We start from the raw sequence: 21,371 nt of genomic DNA, 5'->3' as shown, positions 1-21,371 counted from the left end.
CCAGAAATGCCGGAGGGCGAATTGGCCCTCCAGGAGCCGCCAACTCTGCCGGAAACGGTGCCGGACAGTTCGGCGGTGTGGACCTATCTGCCGATGGGGATGATGTCCGGCTCCATGATGCTGGCGTTCATCCGGCCCGGCGGGAGCGGAGGTGCGCTGACCTACGTGGCGATGGGTGTGATGGTCCTCGCGTCGGTGGTCATGATGGTCGGTCAGGTGATGCGCAAGAGCGGCGAGCGCAAGCAGCGCCTGCGCGGCGAGCGCCGTGACTATCTGCGCTACCTGTCGCAGACCCGGCGCAAGGTTCACCGTACGGTGATCGAACAGCAGTTGGCACTCACCTGGCGTCATCCCGCACCTTGGACGCTGCGTTCGATGGTGCGGACGACACGGCTGTGGGAGCGGCGCACCAAGGACGACGACTTCGCCGAGGTGCGGGTGGCCGTCGGGGACCAGCAGCTGGCGACGCAGCTGTCCCCAGTGTCCGCCAAGCCCGTGGAGGACCTGGACCCCATGTGTGCGCACGCGCTGCGCCGGTTCATGCGGGCCTACAGCACGGTGCCCGATCAACCGATCGCGCTGTACCTGCGGTCCTGGGCCCGGGTACTGGTGCGGGGTGACGAGGCGGCAATCCGCGGCCTGGTGCGGGCCGCCCTGTGCCAACTGGCCATGTTCCATGCCCCGGAGGACCTGTGGATCGCGCTCTGCGTGAGCGACGAACGCCGGGCCGAGTGGGACTGGGTCAAATGGCTGCCGCACAACCTGCACCCGCACGAGCAGGACGGCGCCGGGCCCGCTCGCATGGCGGCGTCCGACCTGGGCGGCCTGCTGGACCTGCTCGGCGCGGAGTTCGCGGAGCGGCCGGGGTTCGACCCCGAGGCCACGTCCGGCCGTGACGAGCCGTTCACCGTGGTCGTGGTGGACGGAGGCCAGGTTCCCTCCGGGCACCGGCTCGACGGCGCGGGCCTGCGCAACGTGGTCGTGCTCGACCTATCGGAGGCCCTACGGTGGCGACCGGGGCGCACCACTTTGCGACTGGACGTGCAGCCGGACGGGGTGCGGCTGGTGCGCACCGACCACAGCCGCAAGGAACAGTCGACCCTACTCGGCCGACCCGACAGCCTGGGCCCGGCCGGCGCGCGGGCGCTGGCCAGGATGCTCGCGCCGTACCGGATGAGTCTGACCGCCGACGCCGCCGAGCCGCTGTCCACAGACGTGCAGTTGACGACCCTGCTGGGCATCTCCGACCTGCATCGTCACGAGCCGGACACGTTGTGGGGGCGTGGCACAGGCGCGGCACGGCTGCGGGTTCCGGTCGCGGTGGGTGCCGACGGGGCCCCGGTCCAGCTGGACATCAAGGAGGCTGCGCAGGGCGGCATGGGCCCGCACGGCATGCTGATCGGCGCGACCGGCTCGGGCAAGAGCGAGCTGCTGCGCACCCTCGTGGTGGCCCTCGCGCTGACGAACTCCTCGGAGACCCTGAACTTCGTCCTGGTGGACTTCAAGGGAGGGGCCACGTTCCTCGGCCTGGACGAACTGCCGCACACCTCCGCGGTGATCACCAACCTGGCGGACGAGGCGGCCCTGGTGGAGCGCATGCGCGATGCCCTCCACGGTGAGCTGATACGACGCCAGGAGCTGCTGCGTGCGGCCGGCAACTACTCCTCCGCGCTCGAGTACGAGAAGGCGCGTGCCTCGGGAACACCGCTGGCGCCGCTGCCGAGTTTGTTCATCGTGGTCGACGAGTTCAGCGAGCTGCTCGCGGCGCACCGGGATTTCATGGACCTGTTCGTGATGATCGGCCGGCTCGGCCGGTCCCTGGGTGTGCATCTACTGCTGGCCTCGCAGCGCCTGGACGAAGGGCGCATGCACCAACTGGAAAGCCATCTGTCGTACCGCATCGGACTGCGCACCTTCTCGGCCATGGAGAGCCGGGGGGTGCTCGGGGTCGCGGACGCCTACCAGCTGCCGTCCCAACCGGGCGCCGGTTTCCTGAAGAGCAGCGTGGAGGAGCTCACTCGGTTCCGTGCGGCGTACGTGTCGGGCGCGTACCGGTCGCGCCGGGGCGCGGTGGTCCAGGCGCGGGTCGCCAGCCAGGTGGTGCCGTGGACAGCGGACTACGTGGTGCCGCGCGCGCCGGTGCAGCAGCCCGAACCGGAGCCGGAGGAGGAGAACGCGGCCTCCCTGCTGTCGGTGGCCGTGGAGCGCCTGCGTGACGCCGGGCCGTCGGCCCTTCAGGTGTGGCTGCCGCCGCTCGACCTGCCGCCCACCCTTGACGGACTGCTGCCCAGCCTGTCCGAGGACCTGCGGCGCGGGCTGGTTTCCGTCGGCTGGCCGGGGCTCGGCGAGCTGAAGGTGCCAGTCGGTGTGGTGGACAAGCCGTTCGAACAACGCCGCGATCCGCTGGTGGTGGACCTCTCCGGCAGCGGTGGGCACGTCGCGGTCGCGGGCGGCTCGCAGAGCGGAAAGTCGACGGTGCTGCGCACCCTGATCTCCGCTCTCGCGCTCACCCACAGCCCCCGCGAAGTGCAGTTCTACTGCCTGGACCTGGGAGGCGGAACGCTGGCCGGGCTGGCCGGGCTGCCCCATGTCGGAGGCGTGGCGAACCGGCTCGACGGCGAGCGGATCAACCGTACGGTGGCCGAGGTGAACACCGTGCTCAACCAGCGTGAGCAGTTCTTCCTGGACCACAACATCGACTCCATGGCTACCTACCGCCGGCGCCGCGCGGCCGGCGAGTTCGAGGACGAACCCCACGGTGACGTGTTCCTGGTGGTCGACGGGTGGGGCACGCTGCGACAGGACTTCGACACGCTGATCCCCACCTTCAACCAGATGGCGGCCCGCGGCCTGAACTTCGGTATCCACCTGGTCGTCGCCACGGCGCGCTGGATGGAGCTGTCCAGCCAGGTGCGCGACCAGGTGGCGACCCGGCTGGAGCTGCGGCTGGGCGATGCCATGGACTCGGTGGTCGACGTCCGCAAGGCGAAAGCGGTGCCGCGCAGTCCGGGCCGCGGCCTGACGACGGACGGCAAGCTGCACTTCCTGGCGGCGCTGCCTCGTATCGACGGCCGGGAAAGCGCCGACGACCTCACCGAGGGAGTGGCCGCACTGGTGGAAAGGGTCGCCGGGTGCTGGTCCGGCCCGCCCGCGCCGCCTGTACGGACGCTGCCGTACCGGTTGCCGGTCTCGGAACTGCCGGAACCCGAACTGGCGGACGGGCTGAGAGTTCCGCTGGGTCTCGACGAGGAGACCCTGTCGCCGGTGTGGCACGACTTCGGCCGTACACCGCACCTGATAGGCGTCGGCGATACGGAGAGCGGCAAGACCAACCTGTTGCGGCTGGTCGCCTCGGCGATCACCGCCCGCTACAGCCCCAGCGAGGCCCGCATCCTGATGGTGGACTACCGCCGCACACTGGTCGAGGCGGTGCCGGAGGAGTACCGGCTCGGGCACGCGGTGTCGCTCGAGGCCCTGCGGGAGTTGCTGGGCGGCTCGGCCCGGGCCCTCAAGACCCGGGTGCCCGGACCGGACATCACCCCGGCCCGGATGCGCCTTGCGGACTGGTGGACAGGGCCCAGGCTGTTCGTGCTCGTCGACGACTACGACATGGTCGGCGGCGGCCTCGCCGTCAGCCACCCGTTTGAGCCGTTCTTCGACCATCTCGCCCTGGGGCACGAGGTGGGGCTGCATATGGTGGTGACGCGGTCCGCGACCGGTGCCCAGCGGGGCTTGAACGACCAGTTGCTCAGGCGCCTGGACGAGGTCAACACGCCAGGGCTGCTGATGTCCTGCCCGCCCTCCGAGGGGTACGTCTTCGGCAACATCAAGCCGCGCAACCTGCCGCCTGGCCGGGCGCAGTACATCGCCCGCCGCAAGGCCGTCCTTATGCAGACCGCGCTGCTGGACGAGCCGACCGAGTGAGGAAGTTCCATCGTGATTCATGCAGGTCAACGGTCCTGGTGTGACGAGTGGTTGGGGTGCTCGCGCAGCTCATCACGGTGATCATTGCGGGGAGATCATCGGTCACCGAGCCACCTGGTGGTGCGTCAGCACCAGCAGGGCCCGCACCAGCGCGGTCGCGTGCCGCGGATGCATGCGCACCTTGGTCAGGATCCGGAAGGTCTTCAGGCTCGCGAAGCCGTGCTCGACCGGCGCCCGTAGGCTGCTGATCAGCCGGTTCACGATCTTCTTCGGTGACGACAGGCGCTTGCCGCCGCTCGCCTTGAACCCTGTGATGACCGCCGGTTGCTCCTCGGCCCCCTCGTCCAGACCGACGAACCCCAGGTCGGCCACCGCTGCAAGCTCCAGCTTGCGCAGTCGCGCGCACAGCTTCTCGTAGCGGGCCGCCGTGATCTCGCTGCAGGCGCCGCGGCGGGCCGAGGAGATCCACAAAAGCCGCCCCTTCGCATCGGTCAGGGCAAGAAACAGCAGGCCATGCGCCTTGTGCTTCCCTGAGTAGTTCTTCCGGTTCGCCCGCCCACTGCGCCGCCGGGTACGGATCAGCGTCCCGTCCAACAGGACCACGCAGCCGCTGTCCTTGGCCACCTTGGCCAGCGCGCGGTCCAGGCGGGGGGCACGTGCGGCCGGCAGGCCGAGCACCTCCAGCACCCAGCGCCGCACCGTGGAGGCCGAGACCGCGTTCCCGCCGGCCAGGTCGGCCAGGCGCTCGTCGTTGCGCAGGTGGGCCAGCACGATCAGCGCTATCTGCCCGGCGTCGAGCTTGCGCCACCGGGAGCGGATCTGTCTGCGGTGGGCGCGGATCAGGCCGGCCACGCGGTTGACGGTCGCGCTGGACAGCGGCAGGCGGACGGAGTAGACAAGGCCGGTGTCGCCCTCGGCGGGGCCGGTCTTCTTGTTCACGCATGGACCAACACCCGCCGGGGGTGCTTGCGTTGCGGCCCGAATCGGCCGTTGTGGCAGGTCGGTCGCGGGCTACCGGGGCAGGTAGCGTCCGGCGGAGGTGCGGGTGATCCAGCCGCGCTCGGTCGGCTTCCGCAGCTTCCCGCGCACCGGCTCCACCTTCGCCGGCACCGCATCCAATCCCAGCTCGCGGGCCACGTCCTTGGCCTGCAGCGGGCTGTCGCCGCCCGCGACGATCTCCATGATCTTCTGGTATTCGGCGGGCAGGTCGTCCGTGCCGGTGTCGGGGCCGTGGTGGGGAGTCAGCAGCTGGCCGGCCGCTCCGGGCGTGCCCACGGGCCGCGGGGGCGCCGCGGGCGTGCCGCCGGTGGCCTCTTCCAGGGCCTGCTGCCAGGCCCTGGCGTCAGGGTGCCCGGCCTCGGCATCCTCCTGGTACTGCTGGTAGACGACCTCGGCGGCCCCGAGCCGGGCCACTTCGGCCTCGGTGTCGGTCAACTGCTTGCGCAGCTGCGCGGCGCGTTCTTCCAGCACCACCCGGCGCTCTATCAGCCACACCATCAGGTTCTGGGCCATGTCCCCTCCCTTCGCGGGGCCGCCGTCGCGACCCTGCACGCACGGTAGGGGCACCAGTGCGCAGCGTGCAGGAGATCCGAGGAAGACGACCCGAAGCGGGCCGACAGATGATCTCCCCGACGCGATCACGCTCGTGACATGCGCGAGCAGCCCAACCGCCCGTCACGCCAGGGCCGTTGACCTGCACGAATCACGATGAAACTTCCTCAACGGACCCCCGATCCTGCACCGATGGGCAACACGAGACCTGCTGGAGAGGGAGTCCACCGGTCCGCGTACCCGGCACGGGCCGTGTCAAGCCGGACCCCGGGCGACGGTGTTGTCAATGGTGATGAAGGTCTACTCGCCCGAGTTCAAGGCGGACGCCGTCGCGAGGAAAGCAGTGCCCCTGCGGGGGCGTCGTAATCCGCCGTAACCACCGCATCCGCATGTCTTTCTCTCCCAGTTTTCGACCGGCGGAAAGGAAGCGAACCAGGCTGCGTGAGTCATTCCGCTCGAGCACCCGAATCCCGTCGGCGAAAAGCTGTGTGCCCGGGCACCGGGGCGCTGGCCGGCGGGTCGCGGACCGGGTTGGTACTGCTCGGTCCGCAAATGCCGCCCAGTCGGCCTGCTCCGACGCGGCCGCCACTGCTCCGGCCGCACTGGCACCCGCTCGCCGGGCGGCTGCGTCGCCCTGGGCGGGGGGCACCCCTCGCTGGGCAGGGACCACGGTCATGAACGTGGGGGGGCCTGTGCGTGCTCCTCCCCGCCCGGCTGTGGCCGGGGCTTTTCGGGGCCGACGGGATCCTACGGCTGCTCCTCTCGGTGGCCCGTCCCCTCGGGCTCATGCGCCGGGTCGGTCTCGGACTCCGGGCGCGCCTGTTCGGTGGTGCGGTGCCGGCTGTGTTCGTCACCGCTCAGTCGCAGGAAGGCGGTGCGCACCGCTTCCGGGAAGAGTCCCGGGTTGCCGCGCAGCAGGGTCACCATGTCGTCCGGGCCGAGGCGGAGAGCCCTCAGCGGCAACTCGATGTCCTCGAGCGTCCAGGTGGCACTGATGCCGGACGAGTAGGCGAGTCCGGCCACATGTTCCCGGCGCACCGGGGTGTCCAGGAGTTCCCGGGAGGCGAGCAGCGCCGTGAGTTCCTGCCCGGCGTCAGCCGGCTCCTCTGCTTCGTCCACCTCATCAGAGGCGGCTTCGTCAGAGGACTCCGCAGACTCCGTGACATGCCCGGTCGAGGCCTGTTCAGCGGATGTGGTCGGTGGCGTACCACCGGGCATGGTGCTGTTGAGGACGCCTTCCTCTCGGCCCCCGTCACTCGGACGGATCGCCATGTCTTCTGTGGTTGCGGGGCGGGCCAGCAGGTACTCCTTGCCCCTGCGGTAAAGGGTCACCTCGCGCGCGCCCGGCCGGACGCGGGGAGTGTGGGTGTCGGCGGTGCTGTTCTCGGCGACGATGGTCACGTTGGCGCCGAGCAGGTCGGCCGCTTCGCGGGCCGCGGCCCGTTCGCTCGCGCTGTCCCCCGGGCGGGGGGTTTGCGTGGCCGTGGCGACGAGCGCACGTTCCTGGTCGGTGAGTCCTGGCAGGGCGGCGACGGCGGACCAGAATCCGTTGTCGTCACCGGTCGGCTCGACGAGCTCGTAGGAGGTGCCGTCCGGTCCGGCCAGCGACGTCAGCCTGGCTTCGGTGACGACAGGGCGCCAGGCCTCGGGGCTGGACGACCAGGGGGGCGTGTCGTACGCCGGCAACGGCGGCCGGACCTGTGCTGTCTTGCCACCACCCTCCGGGTCCGAAGTGCCGGGAACGGGAGCGGGCAGCGGGGGCCGGCGTCGCGCGTCGCCGGCCGGCAGAGCCAGCCGGTAGTGCCGGTCCTTCAACTCCAGCACGATGTGCCCGAGTTCACCGTCGCCGGTGTCCTCCTTCGTCTCGGACGGCACCGGCCGGAACTCCTGGAAGGCCCCGTCGTCGCCCACCAGGGTGATCCGCAGGCCGAAGGCGCGGGCAGCCAGCGCGGGCAGCAGGTCGGCCGTGCCGTGGTCCCAGCCGGCGTCGCCCGCGGTGTCTCCGGGACGGTTCAGCTGCGTTCGGGCGAGAGCGGCGCGCTGTCGGCCGGTCAGCCGGTTGTGCAGCGGCATCCGTCCGGAGTCCTCGAACTCACGGCGCTCAGGGGTGTTTTCGCCGAAGTCCGCGCCGCCGCGTTGCAGTTCGGCGTCGCTGAACGTGTCGCTGCTGTCGGGCGAGGTGAAGTCCAGAAGGTCGACGTTCCCGAACCGGCCGAACTCGTCGGTGAGCAGCTGCCGCAGGCCGGCGACGATGCTCTGCCGGTCCGTCAGAGGTATGCGCCCAGCGAGCTGGCCGGGGTCGGTGTGGTGCAGTCCTTCGGCAAGGGCGTGGAAGAAGGCATCGCCGTCGCGGGGGACGTCCTGGAGCATGTAGAGGTCGTCGCCGGGCGAGAGAAGGTGGCCGGGGATGCCGTGCGGCCGGGTGTAGCGGGCAGGCCCGCCAACGCCGGACTTCACCGCCGGCATCGGCTGGTGACGCACGGGCGGCGGTTCGGCGAGGCCCTGACGCTGTTCCGGCTGACCGGGCGCGGGTTCCTCGGCCGGCAGCTGGTGCCAGCGGGTGAGCCGGTCGGCGGCCGCCCGTACCCGGTGGTGTTCGGCTGCGGCTTTCTCGGCCCGGTCGAGCAGCGGCTGCAGGATCTGCCGCTTCAGCGTCGTCACCCGGTCGCTGCGGGTCAGCTCGGGCGTGCTCTCGGACGGGCTGCCCAGGGAGCGGCGCTTCGCCCAGTAGGCGTCGTCCGCGGCGGCCCAGGCCTTGGCCGCCGCGGTGACCTCGGACCAGGCGTCGGCGACGCGCCGCGGGAAGTTCGCGTCGTCGATCAGGCCCCAGTCCCGGGCGGTGCCCTCCTGCACCAGGACGATCAGCTGGGTCCGTGTCTCGACGGCCCGCGTGCGCACGATGCGGCCGAACGGGCTGCTGGGCGCGTCCACTTCGGCGACGCCGAGCCAGTCGGTCGGGACGGCGAGGACGAAGCTGCGGCCGGCCGGCTTGACGGTCAGCTGGGCGCCGTCCGCGTCGGAGCGTGCCCGGCGCTCGCTCGCGGCAGCGTTCGGACCGGCCAGGGAGGCAGAGGGAACGGCCGAGCCGAGCGAGCCGGCGTCCACCACCGGCTGCGCCCCGAACGCGGAGTCGAACCCGCCGCCGTGAGAGGTCGTGGTGCCCCGGGTCACGGTGTGCCGCTCACTGCTCTCCATGACGGTGTCCGGAACCACCGCGAGCAGTACGGCCCGGGTGAAGTGCGGCCGGGAGTAGAGCCGGTAGGCGCCGTGGGCGCGGCCCGCCTCGCTCAGCCCGGGGACCTGGTAGCCGTCGGGGCTGCCGCTCTCCTGGAAGAAGGCCGCCAGTGCCGCGTCCCCGACGGCGCTGTCCAGGGCCAGTGCCGCGCCGCTCCCGGGCCGGGTCAGCCCGGTACGGCGAGCCCGCGCCACGGCGTCCTGGAGTTCGGCACCGGTCAGTTCGTGCGGGCCGTCCCCGGCGGGGGCCAGCGAGGTGCCGTATGCCTGCGCGAGGGCCAGGACACCGGCGTCCCGCAGGGCGCCGAGGCCGACATTCCGGCGGACGTGGAAGCCGCTGGACGGGGCCCGGAACGGTCCGTGGGTGCCGTCCGGCAGCGGCAGGGAGCGCCAGGCTTCGATGTCCGCGCGGCTGACCTCGGGCTTCCGCCACAGCGTGACCGAGGGGTCGGGTCGCGGTACCGCGGGCGGCCCGAGCGGATCGTCCGGCAGGCCGCCGGTGCCCGGTCCGGGGACGGTCATGCTCAGCGGCACCTGCTCCCGCAGCGTGCCCACCTCGTTCTCCGAGTGCAGCCTGGTGCCGCCTGGGACGTCGAGGGTCAGCCGCAGCTGGTAGCGGGTGAGGTACTCGGCGTACGGCTCGTCCGCGTAGAAGGTCTGCCGCCTGGTGCGGGTGCGCGAGAGGCCGCGGGAGGTCTCCTCGGTACCGGTGACCGTCCCTTCGTAGGGCGCGCGGACGGCGGTCGGGTCGCCCGGCCGCGAGGTGGCGTCGGAGGGCAAGGTCGCCACTGCGTGCGCCAGGCTCACGCCGGCCGCCCGGAGCGTGCCTCGGGACGTGCTCTCCTGTTCGGTCACGGTCGCGATCCGGGTGTCCTCTATGACCGCTCCGTGTCCGATGCCGTCGAACCGCCTGTCCACCACCTCCAGTTCGACGTGCAGCAGGCCGGTCCGGCTACCGATCCGGATCCCCGCGACCCACCGCCCGGCCCGGGCGGGTGCCGAGGTGCCGGTGGAGGTCATCTGCTCGCGCAGTGCCCGTACGGCCCGCGGGGTGAGCAGGGAACGCGCCCGCTCCCGGCCCGCGTCGTCCACGCCCCACTCCCGCAGCTGCCGGTCGAAGTGGGTCTGCACCGCGGTGGTGTCGAGGGAGTTGACGGGATACGAGCTGATGGGGTGGTCGGGCCACCAGGTGCCCTGGGTGGTCCACTCGTTCGAGGCGTAGCGGGGCACCTCGCCCAGCCTGTCGTCCAGGAGCCCGAGCCGGTGCGCGGCCTTCTCGGGGACGTGTCCGAGATAGCCCCCCGGGACCGTGAGCCGCGTACCGGCCGGTCCCTCCGGGTAGAAGCGGGCCAGCACCAGGCGCAGCGGTCCCTCCAGACGCACGGAGGCGACGATGTCGTGCTGGGTGTCACCGGACACCAGGACCTTGAGGCCGCCGTCGTCGACATTGACGTCCGAGGTGACCGTGCGGGTGACGCTCGTGACGACGGCCGAGGAGTGGCCCCGGCGCAGCTGGAGGCCGGAGAGCGTGGTCAGTTCCGTTCCGCCCGGACGGGTGGTGGCGCTGCCGGCGAGACCCGCGGCCAGGCCGGAGCTCCTGGCCTCGGTCTCCGATCCCCCGATCCGCAGGTCGCTGCCTATGGCCAGCTCCGTGGCCATAGCGAAGGGATCGGACACCGCGCGCAGGTCGAGGACCCGCACCCGGTGCACCACGTCGCCGACCCGGTGGCGCAGGACACCTTCCGCGAACAGGGAGATCCGGGACCCGGCGCGCCCGGACCGCTGGTCGAACCCGGCGGTGACGGAGTGCGCCCCGAAGATGCGCACCATCGCGTCATGGAGTACGGCGCCGCTCCTGGCGAAGTGCCAGGCCGCGCCGGACTGTTGTGCCATCAGGTCCTCGGCGGCGCGGGCGAGCGCGGCGGGCGCGCCGACGGCGACGGTCTGGTGGGGCTGGTCGCCGAACTCGTCCGGCCCGTGGTCCTCGGCCGCCGCCGTGAGATCCCCGGTCAGCAGCGCATCCGCCTGCTCGCGGGTCAGGGGCTGCTCCGAGGGGGCCGCCGTCGCGGGGGGCGGGCCGGCCGGGGAGTGCACGTCCGGTACGGCCAGCACGACCCGGCCGCTGAACGGCTCGCCCGAGGCGCGTCGGACCAGGTCGGTGCTCTCCTGGGGCCCGGTTCCCAGCATGCCGAGGGAGAGGATCCTCGGTCCGGTGCGGTAGCGCCGGAACCCCTCGATGCCGGCGGTGAGTTCCAGCCGGTAGCCGAAGAGATGGGACGGGCCGGCGCTGGCGGCGAGCGGTTCGTGCGTGACGGTGGCGCCGTACTGCGTCTCCCGGCTCCTGGAGCGTGCGGACACGGGGCCCGCCGAGGCGTTGCCCACGCCGCCCTTCAGCCTCACGCCGAAGGCGGTGCTGCCGGTGTGCGTCACGGTCTGGGAGCCGACGACGCGCTCCGCGCCGGGTGCGGCGGCTCGCAGCCGGAGGTCGTTCTGGGTGCCGAGGTAGCGGCGTCCGGTCAGCCGGCCGCCGACCCGCAGTGTGAGGTGGGTGCCGCGGAACGTGCCGGGCGGGACGTCGAGCCCGATCGACAGTCCGGTGGTGGTGAGCACCTCGAGGTTGGCGGCGAGGCCGTGGTGCGAGAGGGCATTCGTCACGCGCAGGGTGTTCTCCAGCGCGGTGGCGTAGTGCTGTGGGCTCTGCCAGCGGGCGTCGGCCGGGTCACCGAAGTCCGCGAGCGGCGCCAGCGCCTCCGGGCACAGGTCGGCGACGGCGCGGATCACCCGGTCGGTGAACTCCCTCGGCAAGTCCTGGGGCCGGTCCCCGCCGCCGACCGTCGCGCCGTCGTCGTAGGTGAATGCCTCGGGCCTGGTCATCCCGAGCAGGGTGGGATGGTCGTCGGTCAGGTTGAACGGGGCGTAGGGCTCGTTGCCGCTGCGTGCGCGCAGGGTGGTGCCGTCGTCCCAGCCGGCGAGGCGCCGCGCCTCGGTGTGCGTCATCCGGTCCAGGCTCCAGGTGTCGAAGCGGATGACGTCGTCCGTACCGCTCCTGCGCACGTAGACGGTCTTGCGGACGCGGTAGAGCACGGTCGGGACGTTCTTCGCCCGGCCGACGATCTTGCGGCTTCCCGAGCCGCCGGATCCGCTGCCCTGGGTGTCGCTGCGTTCGCGGCTCCCGGTGAGCCCGAGCCTCACCCTGCCCAGCGGGCCGACTCCGAACTCGACGCCGGCGGTGAGGGACGCGCCCCACGAGGAGGTCCGCGACAGGGTCTGCTCGTTGCCTGCCGTCTGCTGCACGGTGCTGCGCATCTCGGCGGCCCGGCTCTCGTGGACCAGCTCGGCCTCGCCCGGCACGACCCGGTCCACGACGAAGGCCCCCAGCGGTGTCCCGTCGTCGTCGAACAGCACCTCCGTGGCGACGGCGCCCCTGGCCAGGCGGTCCGCCGTCCGGTGGAAGTTCTCGGTGCTGAAGAACTCGGAGAGGTACGCGTGGGCCGCGCTGCCGGGCCGCACCCCCAGCACTGCCGCGACCTGGTCCCGCAGCCGCCTGACCGGTCCGTAGCCCTCGGTGTGCACCAGCCGGTAGTCGGGCCGCGCGTCCAGCGTCATACGGGCCGGGACGCGGCCGGGGCCGGGGGGCGTGGTGAGACTGTCCGGCAGCCGGACCGCCAGCCCGTTGCGGACCGTGAAGCCGAAGGAGGCTTCGGAAGCGGCGGCTTCGCTGGGAGCGGCTTCTCCGGCACCGGGTTCGCGGGCGACCGTGGAGGCGTCGTCCTGTCCGGGGCGGGTCCCTGCGGGGCGTGTCCCGCCGAGGAGGGACACCTCGTAGCGCACGTCGTCCAGGTGCAGGTGCGAGCCCTCCGCCATGCGGGTCTCGACCTGGCTGAGGGTCTGGTCCTGCATGCCGTACTGGTACGAGCGGGTGACGCCCACGTTGGCGCTGACACCGCCGGTCCCGGCCAGCCCCCCGCCCGGCAGGAAGGCGACGCCCGCCCCGATCCCCCGCCTGGTGCTCGCCGTCCCGGCCGTGCCCGCGCCGGTCTGGCTGCGCTGGCCCGTGTCCACCTTGAGCGGCTGCTCCCGGACGTCTTTGAACCGCTCCCAGTTGCCGTGCGGCCGGGTCACGACGCGCAGCCTCACCCCGCCCGGGTCCTCGCCGAACGCCGGTGACTCGTAGCCGTCGCCGTGGAGGACCTGCGGGGTCGTCTCCAGGGCACGCCGCAGATCGGCCAGCGCCTCGTCGAGCCCGGGTACGGAGGACGGGTCGCCGTAGCGCCCGCCGAGCCGCTCGCCGATCTCCCGGACGACGAGGCCGCTGCCGCGCAGGGTGACCTGGCTGTGCCCGTAGCTGCGCTCCTCGGTGCCGCCGGTGCCGCCGGTGCCGTATCCGGTCAGGTACTCCGGCAGGCGGCTGCCGTCGGTGAAGCGCACCGGCCCGCCCTCGGACGAGGGGGGCGGCGCGGGCATCGAGACGTCGATGCGCACCGGCCGGTGGACGTCGAGCGCCGCCTGGGTGGAGGGGAAGAAGCGGTCCCGCGCGTCGCGGTCGATGGCTTCCGGCGCGAGGTCTGACAGTGAGCCGTCGCCCCTGCCGGACTGTTGGCCGTCTTCCGGCGCACCGTCCACTTCCTCCGGCCCCGAGGACTCGGAAAGCTCGGAGGACTCGAAAGGCTCGGAGAGGTCGGAGAGGTCGGAGAGGTCGGAGAGGTCGGACGAGCGGTCCCGCACCGCTCCGTCGCCCTCGTCAGGCTCGACGGCCGGCTCACCGTCCGGGTCCGGCCGCCGAGGGGTCGGGTAGACGTCGACGATGAGGCCGTTCTCGATGGTCAGCTGCAAGTCCATGGTGCCGAACCTGCCGTGCACGGTGGTCTCGCCGGGAGCGGGGGGCGACGAGGTGGTCAAAAACGCCATGTACGCGGCGTAGCGCAGGTCCTGGCGGGTCCACCCGCTGGGGAAGGTGTCGGTGCGCGGCGCCTCCGGAGCGAGCACACGGGCGAGTGCGGCGTTCACTTCGTCCTGCATCCACGTGACGACGCTGGCCGGCGGGTCACCGGCGTCCGTGGGATCGGGTTCGCGGAGCGTGCTGGGCCTGCCGAGCGGGTTCGTCAGGGCGAGGGCGTGCTCGATGACGGCCCGCCCCCGCGTCTCGTCGGTACCGCCGAGCGGCTCCCACTCGGTCGCGGTCGGCCCGTCCCCGCCCAGCTGCCGGGCGATCCAGGCGAGATCCTCGGGGTCCGGCCGTACGCCGAGGATCTCCGGCAGACGGCCCAGGATCCGCGTCCGGTCCGTCTCGGGGTCCGGCTGCAGCCGGACCCTGTAGTGCGCCGACTTGAGGCTGCGGGCGAGGGCCAGGGAGATACGCACCAACGGCGCCCCGTCCGCTCTCGCGACGTTGGCGTAGAGCCTGGTCACCGTCTCCTGCATGCTTCGCCAGATCTCGGGCACCCGGTCGACGGCCTCAGGCGCGGACTCCAGGTGGATCCGGGCGGTGAGGTCGAGTCCTCGCTGCCCGTCGGCGAACAGCACGTGCCGGACGTCGAAGCCGAAGCCCCGCCCCTCACGCGCGAAACTCACCGACCCGGACATCACCTCACCGATCGGGTGCTCCTGCGGCCAGGGGCCGACGGACCGTGTTCGTACGACGAGGGCGTGCTCGATGGCGGCCCGCCCCTGCGTCTCGTCGGTACCGCCAGGCGGTACCCAGTCGGTCGCGGCCGGCCCGTCCCCGCCCAGCTGCAGGGCGGCCCAGGTGAGATCCTCGAGGTCCGGCCGTATTCCCAGCAGCTCGCCTTCGAGGAGCCGGTCGAGGACTTCCGGGTCCACCGGGACGACGTGATGCGGCGCCTGGTCCCTCCCGACGCGGACCAGCCGGACCAGCGGTGCCCCGTACGCCTGGATGACGTCGCCGTAGCTCTCGCGCGCCATCGTCTCCAGGTACGCCCAGAGCTTGTCGGCGATCGGGTCGCCGGGCTGGGCCTCCAGATGGATGCGAGCCGTCAGGACGAGGCCTCGGTACCCGTCCGGGAACAGCACGTGCCGGACGTCGAAGCCGTAGTCCCGGCCCTCCCGGGTGAGCACCGCCGGCACGGGCGCGGTCTCACCTATCGGCCGCGCCAAGGGCCATAGCCTGTGCGGCTGCGCCGGGGTGGGCCGGAAGGCGACGGTCTGCCCGTCCCGGACCAGGCCCTCGATGCGCACCCCGTCGACCTCGCCGACCCAGTGGTAGGTGCGGCCGTCGTCCAGCAGGTGGACCGTGCCCGCGTCCTCGGCGGCGGCGTGCGCCTTGCGGACCGCGTCCAGCACCTTGTGCCGGGACCACGTGGCGGGAAACATGGTGTGCTCGGTGCCGTCCCGGTGCAGCCGCCAGCGGGAGGGAACGGCGGGTCGCATGTCGTCGAGGCCCACGGATCTCACGTTCGGATCAAGGAAGTAGACCGTGGCCCGGTAGGTGCCATTGTCGAACGCCGTCCCGGGGAAGATCCTCAGGCCGTGGAATTCCTCATGGTTCTTTCTGGGCGCGTGGTACACACCGGTCCGGGTGTGCCGATCGCCGAACCTCGCCACCTCCTGGGCCCGCAGCCCGATGCCCGGCCCCGTCCTCGAGACGGTGACCGGCGCTGGCAGGTACGCCGGAGGGAGGACGTCCGGCTGGTCGTCGGAGGGCCGGAAACCGGTGGACACCCCCTTCTCCAGCTCCCCGGTGATCCGCACCCCCCCATACTCGCCCTCCCACACGTAGACCTCGGCACGGCCCTGGACCGGAACAACCCTCCCCGTCCGCAGCGCATGCAGATACGCCTGCTCCGCCGCGTACACCGCATCGTCCGAGGTCCAGTACGCCGGGAACATCATCTGCCCCCGCGCCCCCGGACGCGCCCCCACCTCCAGCTCACCCGCGAGCGGATGCGACAACGTCAGCGAACCCCCGTCCCGGCGCCCGCCCACACCCTCCCCACCGGCGTACTCGGCGCGAAACGTCCCGTTGCGGTTCTCCGTTCCCTCCAGCACCTCCGGCCGCGGACGCGACGACATACCCTGCGGCAGAAGATGACCACCCACCCCCGACCGATCCCCGTACAACACGGCCCGCCGGGTGTCGACGGAGAAACGAGCACGGGTCGGCAACCCGTCCCGCCGGGGTGCGAGCGTGTCACGGCCCTCGAAGTTGCGTTGCCCGTCGAATCGCCCACCGCCCGGGTAGCGCCCCAGGACAGCCTCGATGGCCGAACTCAGCTGCCGCAGATGACGCGGCGGGATCCAGGCGCGTCCACGCGTTTCGGCCTCGTGCAATGGGTAGTCCATGTCGACGTTCACAAGGCCCCAGTCGTCCACGCGTGAGGGGCCGTCCATGAGGGCCTGGTCGTGATAGAGCGGGCGCACTACCCAACGTGAACCCTCGCCCTCTGACCGCTCGTCCTTTGGCGGCCGGCGTTCACGGTACTCGTCGTGGAAGCCGAGCAAGTGGCCCAACTCGTGGGCCAGTGTCGTGGCGTCGGTACTGAGTAACCATGCTTGGGAATTCACCCGCTTGTCCGACGCGTACAGACGGACGACGTGGGCTCGGACGTCCTCGGGGTCCGACACGAACTCCAGATCCACCCGGAGAAGGTCCCCGTTGGGCAGCCGAAATCCCTGGTTGTAGTGGGCCTCGACACCTTGCCTGGCGCGCTCGGCCACCTGGTCGAGGCGCTCCCCCTCGATGGGCTCCTGGGGCGCCAACCGCACCCGCACCAGCACGCGGGTGGCGAACTCCCCTGTCCGCAGTTCGTAGCGCCGCGCCTCGTAACGGCGCGGGGAACCCTGCACAAGGCCGTTCCACACGAAGCCTTCCCCGGCTCCCCACTTCAGCAGCTCCTCTTTCGGCGGCACCACCTCGCCGTGCCCAACCTCCACCGCGCCGACGAACACCGAAGGGTCGACGGGGGAGGGCGTCTGCGGAGTCCCGTCAGCCTCGTGCCGCTCCTGCGGCACAACTGACGCGTCCTCAGAATCCGACACCGACTCTGGAGCATCGCTCTCCCTGGGAGGCGATGTACTCGGCTTGCCGATACCAGCCAGCATGGCTTCCACATCGTCCGACCAGGACAGCCTCAGCGCGTAGGGCGACGCGTCCTCAGAATCCGACAGCGAATCCGAATCCAGGCTCCACTCGCTGGGTGGGGCGCTGGGGGTCTGCTGGGCCGCTGTGGTCTCCTGGGGAAGCGTTAGCCGGACCGAGTAGTGGTTTTGCTCCGAGTTCAGGATCAGATGGAGCGTGGGGGTGACCGTCGAGGGGTCGGTCATGCCCAGCGGCGGCAGGAGCAGCCTGTAGCCCCTGTCCGGGTGGCGGGCGTCTACCACTTCCAGCTCGATGGGCTCGTTGATGGCCCAGGCGATGACCGGGGAGATCAGGTCGCCGGCCTCGTTGTTCCACCGGCCGCTGGTCGCGATGGTGTCGAGGAGTTCGTCGATGTTCGTGCCGAAGGTTTGGGCGTGCTCGGTCACCCGGGCCAGGTTCTGTGGGTCCAGGATCCAGTTCGTCACCCGGTGGCGCAGCTCCAGGGCGGTCTCGGTGGTGGCCTCGAGGCCCAACCCCACGTTGACCGCGTGGAACAGGCAATCACCATCCCGCGGCACGTCGACCACCCGACCGTGTACTGCCTGGCCGGCGGGGGCAGGCTGCTGGCCGACGCCCACCTCGTCCGGATGTGACGGCGTACCCGGCGGCTGCTCCGTCGCAGACCCCTCCAGCCGCCGTCGCTTAGATTGGCGCGCCAGTAGCTTCGAGGGAGGCGGCTCATCGCCCGCCCCGGGCTTCTTCACCCATCCCTCTTCGCCGGCTTCGGGCTCGACGGCTTCCGGTGCGAGGCTCACGTGTGAGTCGTCGTCCGGGCCCGGTCGTTGGCCGCTCTCCGGCACGCCGTCCGCTTCCGCCGAGGAGTCACGTGGCACTGAGGACTCGGAAGGACCGGAGGACTCGGAGGCCCGGAACGGCTCGGAGGGGTCGGATACTCCGGCCGAGTGGTCCGGCACCGCTTGGTCGCCCTCGTCCGGCTCGGCGACCGGACCGCCGTCCGGGTCCGGCCTCCGCTCCGCCTCGGCGGGCGCGTCAGCGGCGGCCGGGGGCTCCGCAGACCGGGGGGTCGCGGTATCGGCGGCTTGCGCGTCGCTCTCCGGGAGCAACCCGAGATCGAATTCCGCAAGCCCCATGTCGAAGTCGTCGTCGAAGTCGGCCGGAGAGACCGTCGCGGGGACCGCGGGGGACGGATTTCGGTTTTCCTGCGACGCGCGGGTCGCGGCATCGCCCTCGGACTCCTCGCTCGACAGGTCCGACACATCCTCGCCGTCCCACGGTTCCGAGCCGACAAAGCCGTCCAGGAGGTCGATTACGGACTCAAGCCTGGAATCGGACTCGCCGTCCTTGAAGCCGGAGTCCGCCGGGTCGGGTTCGCGCAGCGTGGTGGGCCGGCTGAAGGGGTCCGCCAGACCGAGCAGGTCCAAGGCCCGCCGCACCGGTGTTCCCGGCTCCGGCCTCGTCCGGTTCGGGACCCAGCGCGCCGCAGTGGATCGCGTCGCGTCCCCGGCGGCCCGGTAATCGACCGCGGGCGCCAGATCGGCCCCTGCCGCGTCGCCATGCTGCGCCTCTTGTGCCCCGTCGCCGCCATCGGGGTCCGGGAAGGAGAGGAGGTCGCCGGTCTCGACGACAGCGCTCCCCTCCGCGTCGCCCGGAGGGGCCACCGGTGCCTGCCAGTCGGCGGTGAACCAGTCGTGCTGGGCAGCGCCGAGTCCCGGAAGCCCACCGGTCGCGGGCCGCTCGATGTCGAGTCGGCCGGGCTGCCAGTCGACCTCACTGGTCTCCGGATTCCACTGGCCGGTACGCCTTTCGTGGGAGTCGTAGACCGTGACCACAGCCTCTGCGGCGATGGCGTCGGTGAAGGCGACCTCCTGCTCCGCGCGGTACGGGCTCCGCTCTCCCGTCCGCTCGATGCTGGCGTTGATGTCGATCCCGATAGGGTCGATATTGCGCGACGCGTCGATCTGGTAGCGGTAGCGACGCTGCAGGAACCAGAGGTCAGAGTTGCGGGTCGTCGACACGAAAGGGCCTGCCCCCACGCCCTGCGCCCAGTCCCGGAGGGTGAGGAGGACGCCGGTGTCCCTGGCCCTGAAGCCCTGCTGGAAGACCTGCTCCGGCGGATCGTCCGTGAAGCGCCACAGGACCTCGTCGCCGTCGCTCAACGCCATGATGACAAGGTCGTCCGGGTGCACCAGGGCGGGGTCCACCGCGGGCGGCAGATCGAACGCGGACGGCTCGGGTGCGGACGGCTCGGGTGCGGTCGGGTCGGGCAGGGTGGTCCCGGCGCCGCGGTGAAGGTAGGGCGCGAGGACGTCCGCGATCTGCTGGAGATGGTCGGCGGTCAGGACGAAACGCTGCTCCTGGGGCGCCGTGAACGGGCCCATCAGGCTCGACTCGTCCTCTGCGAGTACCTGCTCTCCCCGCCCGCCGGGGGTGAGCAGCGCCTGCGGGTCGGCTTCATCGTCGAGGACGCCGAACCCGTGCACGATCTCGTGGACGTACGCCGCGGGGCGCACCTCGGTGAACCAGGTGTCCTGGCGCATGTTCCTGCCCTCGGGCCGGCCGCCCGACAGCCGGACCACGCTGTGCGCCTGCCGCTCCGACTTCACGAACTTCACGGCGACCTCGAGCCGCGGGCCGGTCCCCGCCCGGCTGACAACCGGGCCGGAGGCGAACGCCGGCAGCCGGTATGCCCGGCTGTTGACCAACCGGTCCAGACCGGACACCAGCCCACTCATCACAGCGGCCACCTGCTCCGCGTCCGCGTCCCCTGTCACGAGGTGCACCCGGCGCGTCAGACGTACCGTCTCCCCCGCCCGGTCGTTACGGAACAACTCCCAGACATAGCCGACCTGCGTACGCTCTCCCGAACCGGCCCGCCGCTGCACCCGGGGTCGCCCGTCGCCCTCCGCGACCAACTCGAACGGGTCCGTGAACGGGATCCACCGGTCGCTCTCCACCTGCCCGGAAGCCACCCGCACACCCCGCCCACCGGCGGCACCACCCTCCCCCTCACCCGCCACGAACCCGGCCAGAGGGACCGCCTCGCCCGTCGACGGCCCGTCCTCACCAGACGCCGGGACCGCCTCGCCCCTCACCCCGGTGTAGTCCACCGCAGGCGCAACATCAGCCCACCCCCCGTCACCGTCGCTCCCGCCCCCGCCCTCTTCCCCGATCCGGCCCCCCTCCGCAAGCAACCCGCCATCGGGTCCCGCAAGCCCCATCTCGACGTCGTCGAACTCGGGGTCGTAGCCGGCCAGAAGGTCCGCCTCGCCCGTCCCCGCGGCGTAGTCCACCGCAACGTCGGCCGTGGCGGTACGGCGCGTGAACAAGAACACCTCGTCGTCATCGTCCCCGTCGGCATCCGGTGTGTCCGGCCGCCACCCGGTGGCAGACGCCTCGCCTTCCGCGGGCTGGGCATCGATCGCGCGGCGCATGTCGGACAGCTCCTCGGCGCCGGGCCGGTCCCCCAGCCGCGGCCGCTTCGCCTCGGGCTCCTCCTGCTCCGTCCCGCCCGGCCCGCGCGCGGTGTGCCGGGCGTGCTGTCCGTCGCTCGTGCCGACGGTCCCGATGGACTGCTGGAGGAGCTCCCCCATCAGGAAGTCGGTCTCGTCCTCCGTGAAGAGCGGCGGGTCCGGCGACAGGGTTTCCGCACCGGACAGCCCCCGCTCGGACGACCTGTCCAGCTGCTGCGAATCGCCCGGGTGCCCCAGGCGGTAGTCGACCGCCGGCGCCGCATCAGGCCCGGTCTCAACATCCTCCCGGCCGCCGCTGCCAGCGCCCCGCCCGAAGGAACCGCGGTGGAGGTAGGGGCTCAGGGCATCCGCGATCTGCTGCAGATGATCGGCAGTGAGGACGAAAAACCGCTCATCAGGGGCCGTGAACAAACCCATCAGGGTCGATTCACCCCCGGCAAGCACCTGCTCGGCACGCTCCCCGGGAGTGAGCAGGACACGCGGGTCGGCCACATCGTCCCAGACCCCCAGGCCGTGGACCAGTTCATGGACGTAGGCGGCGGGGTGCACACCCGTGAACCAGGTGTCCTGCACCATGTTTTGCTTGGGGCCCGGCAGACCGTCGGAAACCGTGACCACCGTGTCCGCGTCCTCGGGATAGTCCACGAACTCCACCCCGACCTCCAGCCGCGGCCCAGGCAACTGAGGGCCAACGACCTGATCGGGCTGGAACGTCGGCAACCGGTACCCGCGCCGGTTGACCAATTCCTCCAGGGCCTGGGACGCACTCCGGCGGAGAGCCTCCACCCGAGCCGGATCCACGCCTTCCACGGGGACCAGGCGGACGCGGCGCGTCAGACGGATGGTCTCGTGCCCCGGCATGCCACCGCCGTACCATTCCCAGGAGAATCCGACCTCCGTCCGTTCACCCGACCGGACCTTCTCGCCGGAAGCAGTCGTCGTCATCCGCTCCACACGAGGCCGGGTGCCGTCCCCGCGAGCAGTGAACACAAACGCCTCGGCCTCCGCAGCCGACCGCCCCTCCCCAGCCGACGATCCCCTGCCGTGAACGGAACCGTACGGAATCCACCGATCGGAAACCACGCGGCCCGAACCCAACAGCGCCTGCCCCCCATCCACCCCTGAGTCACCCGACG

4 protein-coding genes are annotated in these 21,371 nt (G+C 71.7%); 1 reads left to right on the top strand and 3 read right to left on the bottom strand.

From position 1 onward, the window contains the following. Nucleotides 1-6 precede the first annotated feature (6 nt). The gene (gene eccCa / locus RV986_RS41505; RefSeq protein WP_475922328.1) at nt 7-3,924 is read left to right on the top strand and encodes a type VII secretion protein EccCa; all 3,918 of its coding nucleotides are present in this window, start codon (nt 7-9) and stop codon (nt 3,922-3,924) included. Between the two features lie 102 nt (nt 3,925-4,026). Here eccCa and RV986_RS41500 read toward each other — a convergent pair whose 3' ends face one another. The 3 genes from RV986_RS41500 to RV986_RS41490 all read right to left on the bottom strand — a co-directional run bounded on the left by RV986_RS41500 (nt 4,027) and on the right by RV986_RS41490 (nt 21,180). Continuing rightward, nucleotides 4,027-4,863 (bottom strand): transposase family protein, encoded by an 837-nt coding sequence (locus RV986_RS41500; RefSeq protein ID WP_475922327.1) that lies wholly within the window; start codon nt 4,861-4,863, stop codon nt 4,027-4,029. A gap of 72 nt (nt 4,864-4,935) precedes the next feature. Continuing rightward, nucleotides 4,936-5,436 carry a hypothetical protein gene (locus RV986_RS41495; protein WP_475922326.1) on the bottom strand — a complete coding sequence of 167 codons (501 nt, stop codon included), beginning with the start codon at nt 5,434-5,436 and terminating at the stop codon, nt 4,936-4,938. 786 nt (nt 5,437-6,222) lie between these two features. Continuing rightward, the gene (locus RV986_RS41490; protein WP_475922325.1) at nt 6,223-21,180 is read right to left on the bottom strand and encodes an EndoU domain-containing protein; all 14,958 of its coding nucleotides are present in this window, start codon (nt 21,178-21,180) and stop codon (nt 6,223-6,225) included. Nucleotides 21,181-21,371: the final 191 nt, after the last annotated feature.

This window comes from Streptomyces sp. RLA012, assembly GCF_056270325.1.
This window is presented reverse-complemented; position numbering and strand designations above follow the sequence as displayed.

Bases quoted from the DNA above. Each gene is read 5' to 3' on its own strand.
- RV986_RS41490 (WP_475922325.1), bottom strand. From the start codon at position 21,180: ATGACGACGACTGCTTCCGGCGAGAAGGTCCGGTCGGGTGAACGGACG.
- eccCa (WP_475922328.1), top strand. From the start codon at position 7: ATGCCGGAGGGCGAATTGGCCCTCCAGGAGCCGCCAACTCTGCCGGAA.
- RV986_RS41495 (WP_475922326.1), bottom strand. From the start codon at position 5,436: ATGGCCCAGAACCTGATGGTGTGGCTGATAGAGCGCCGGGTGGTGCTG.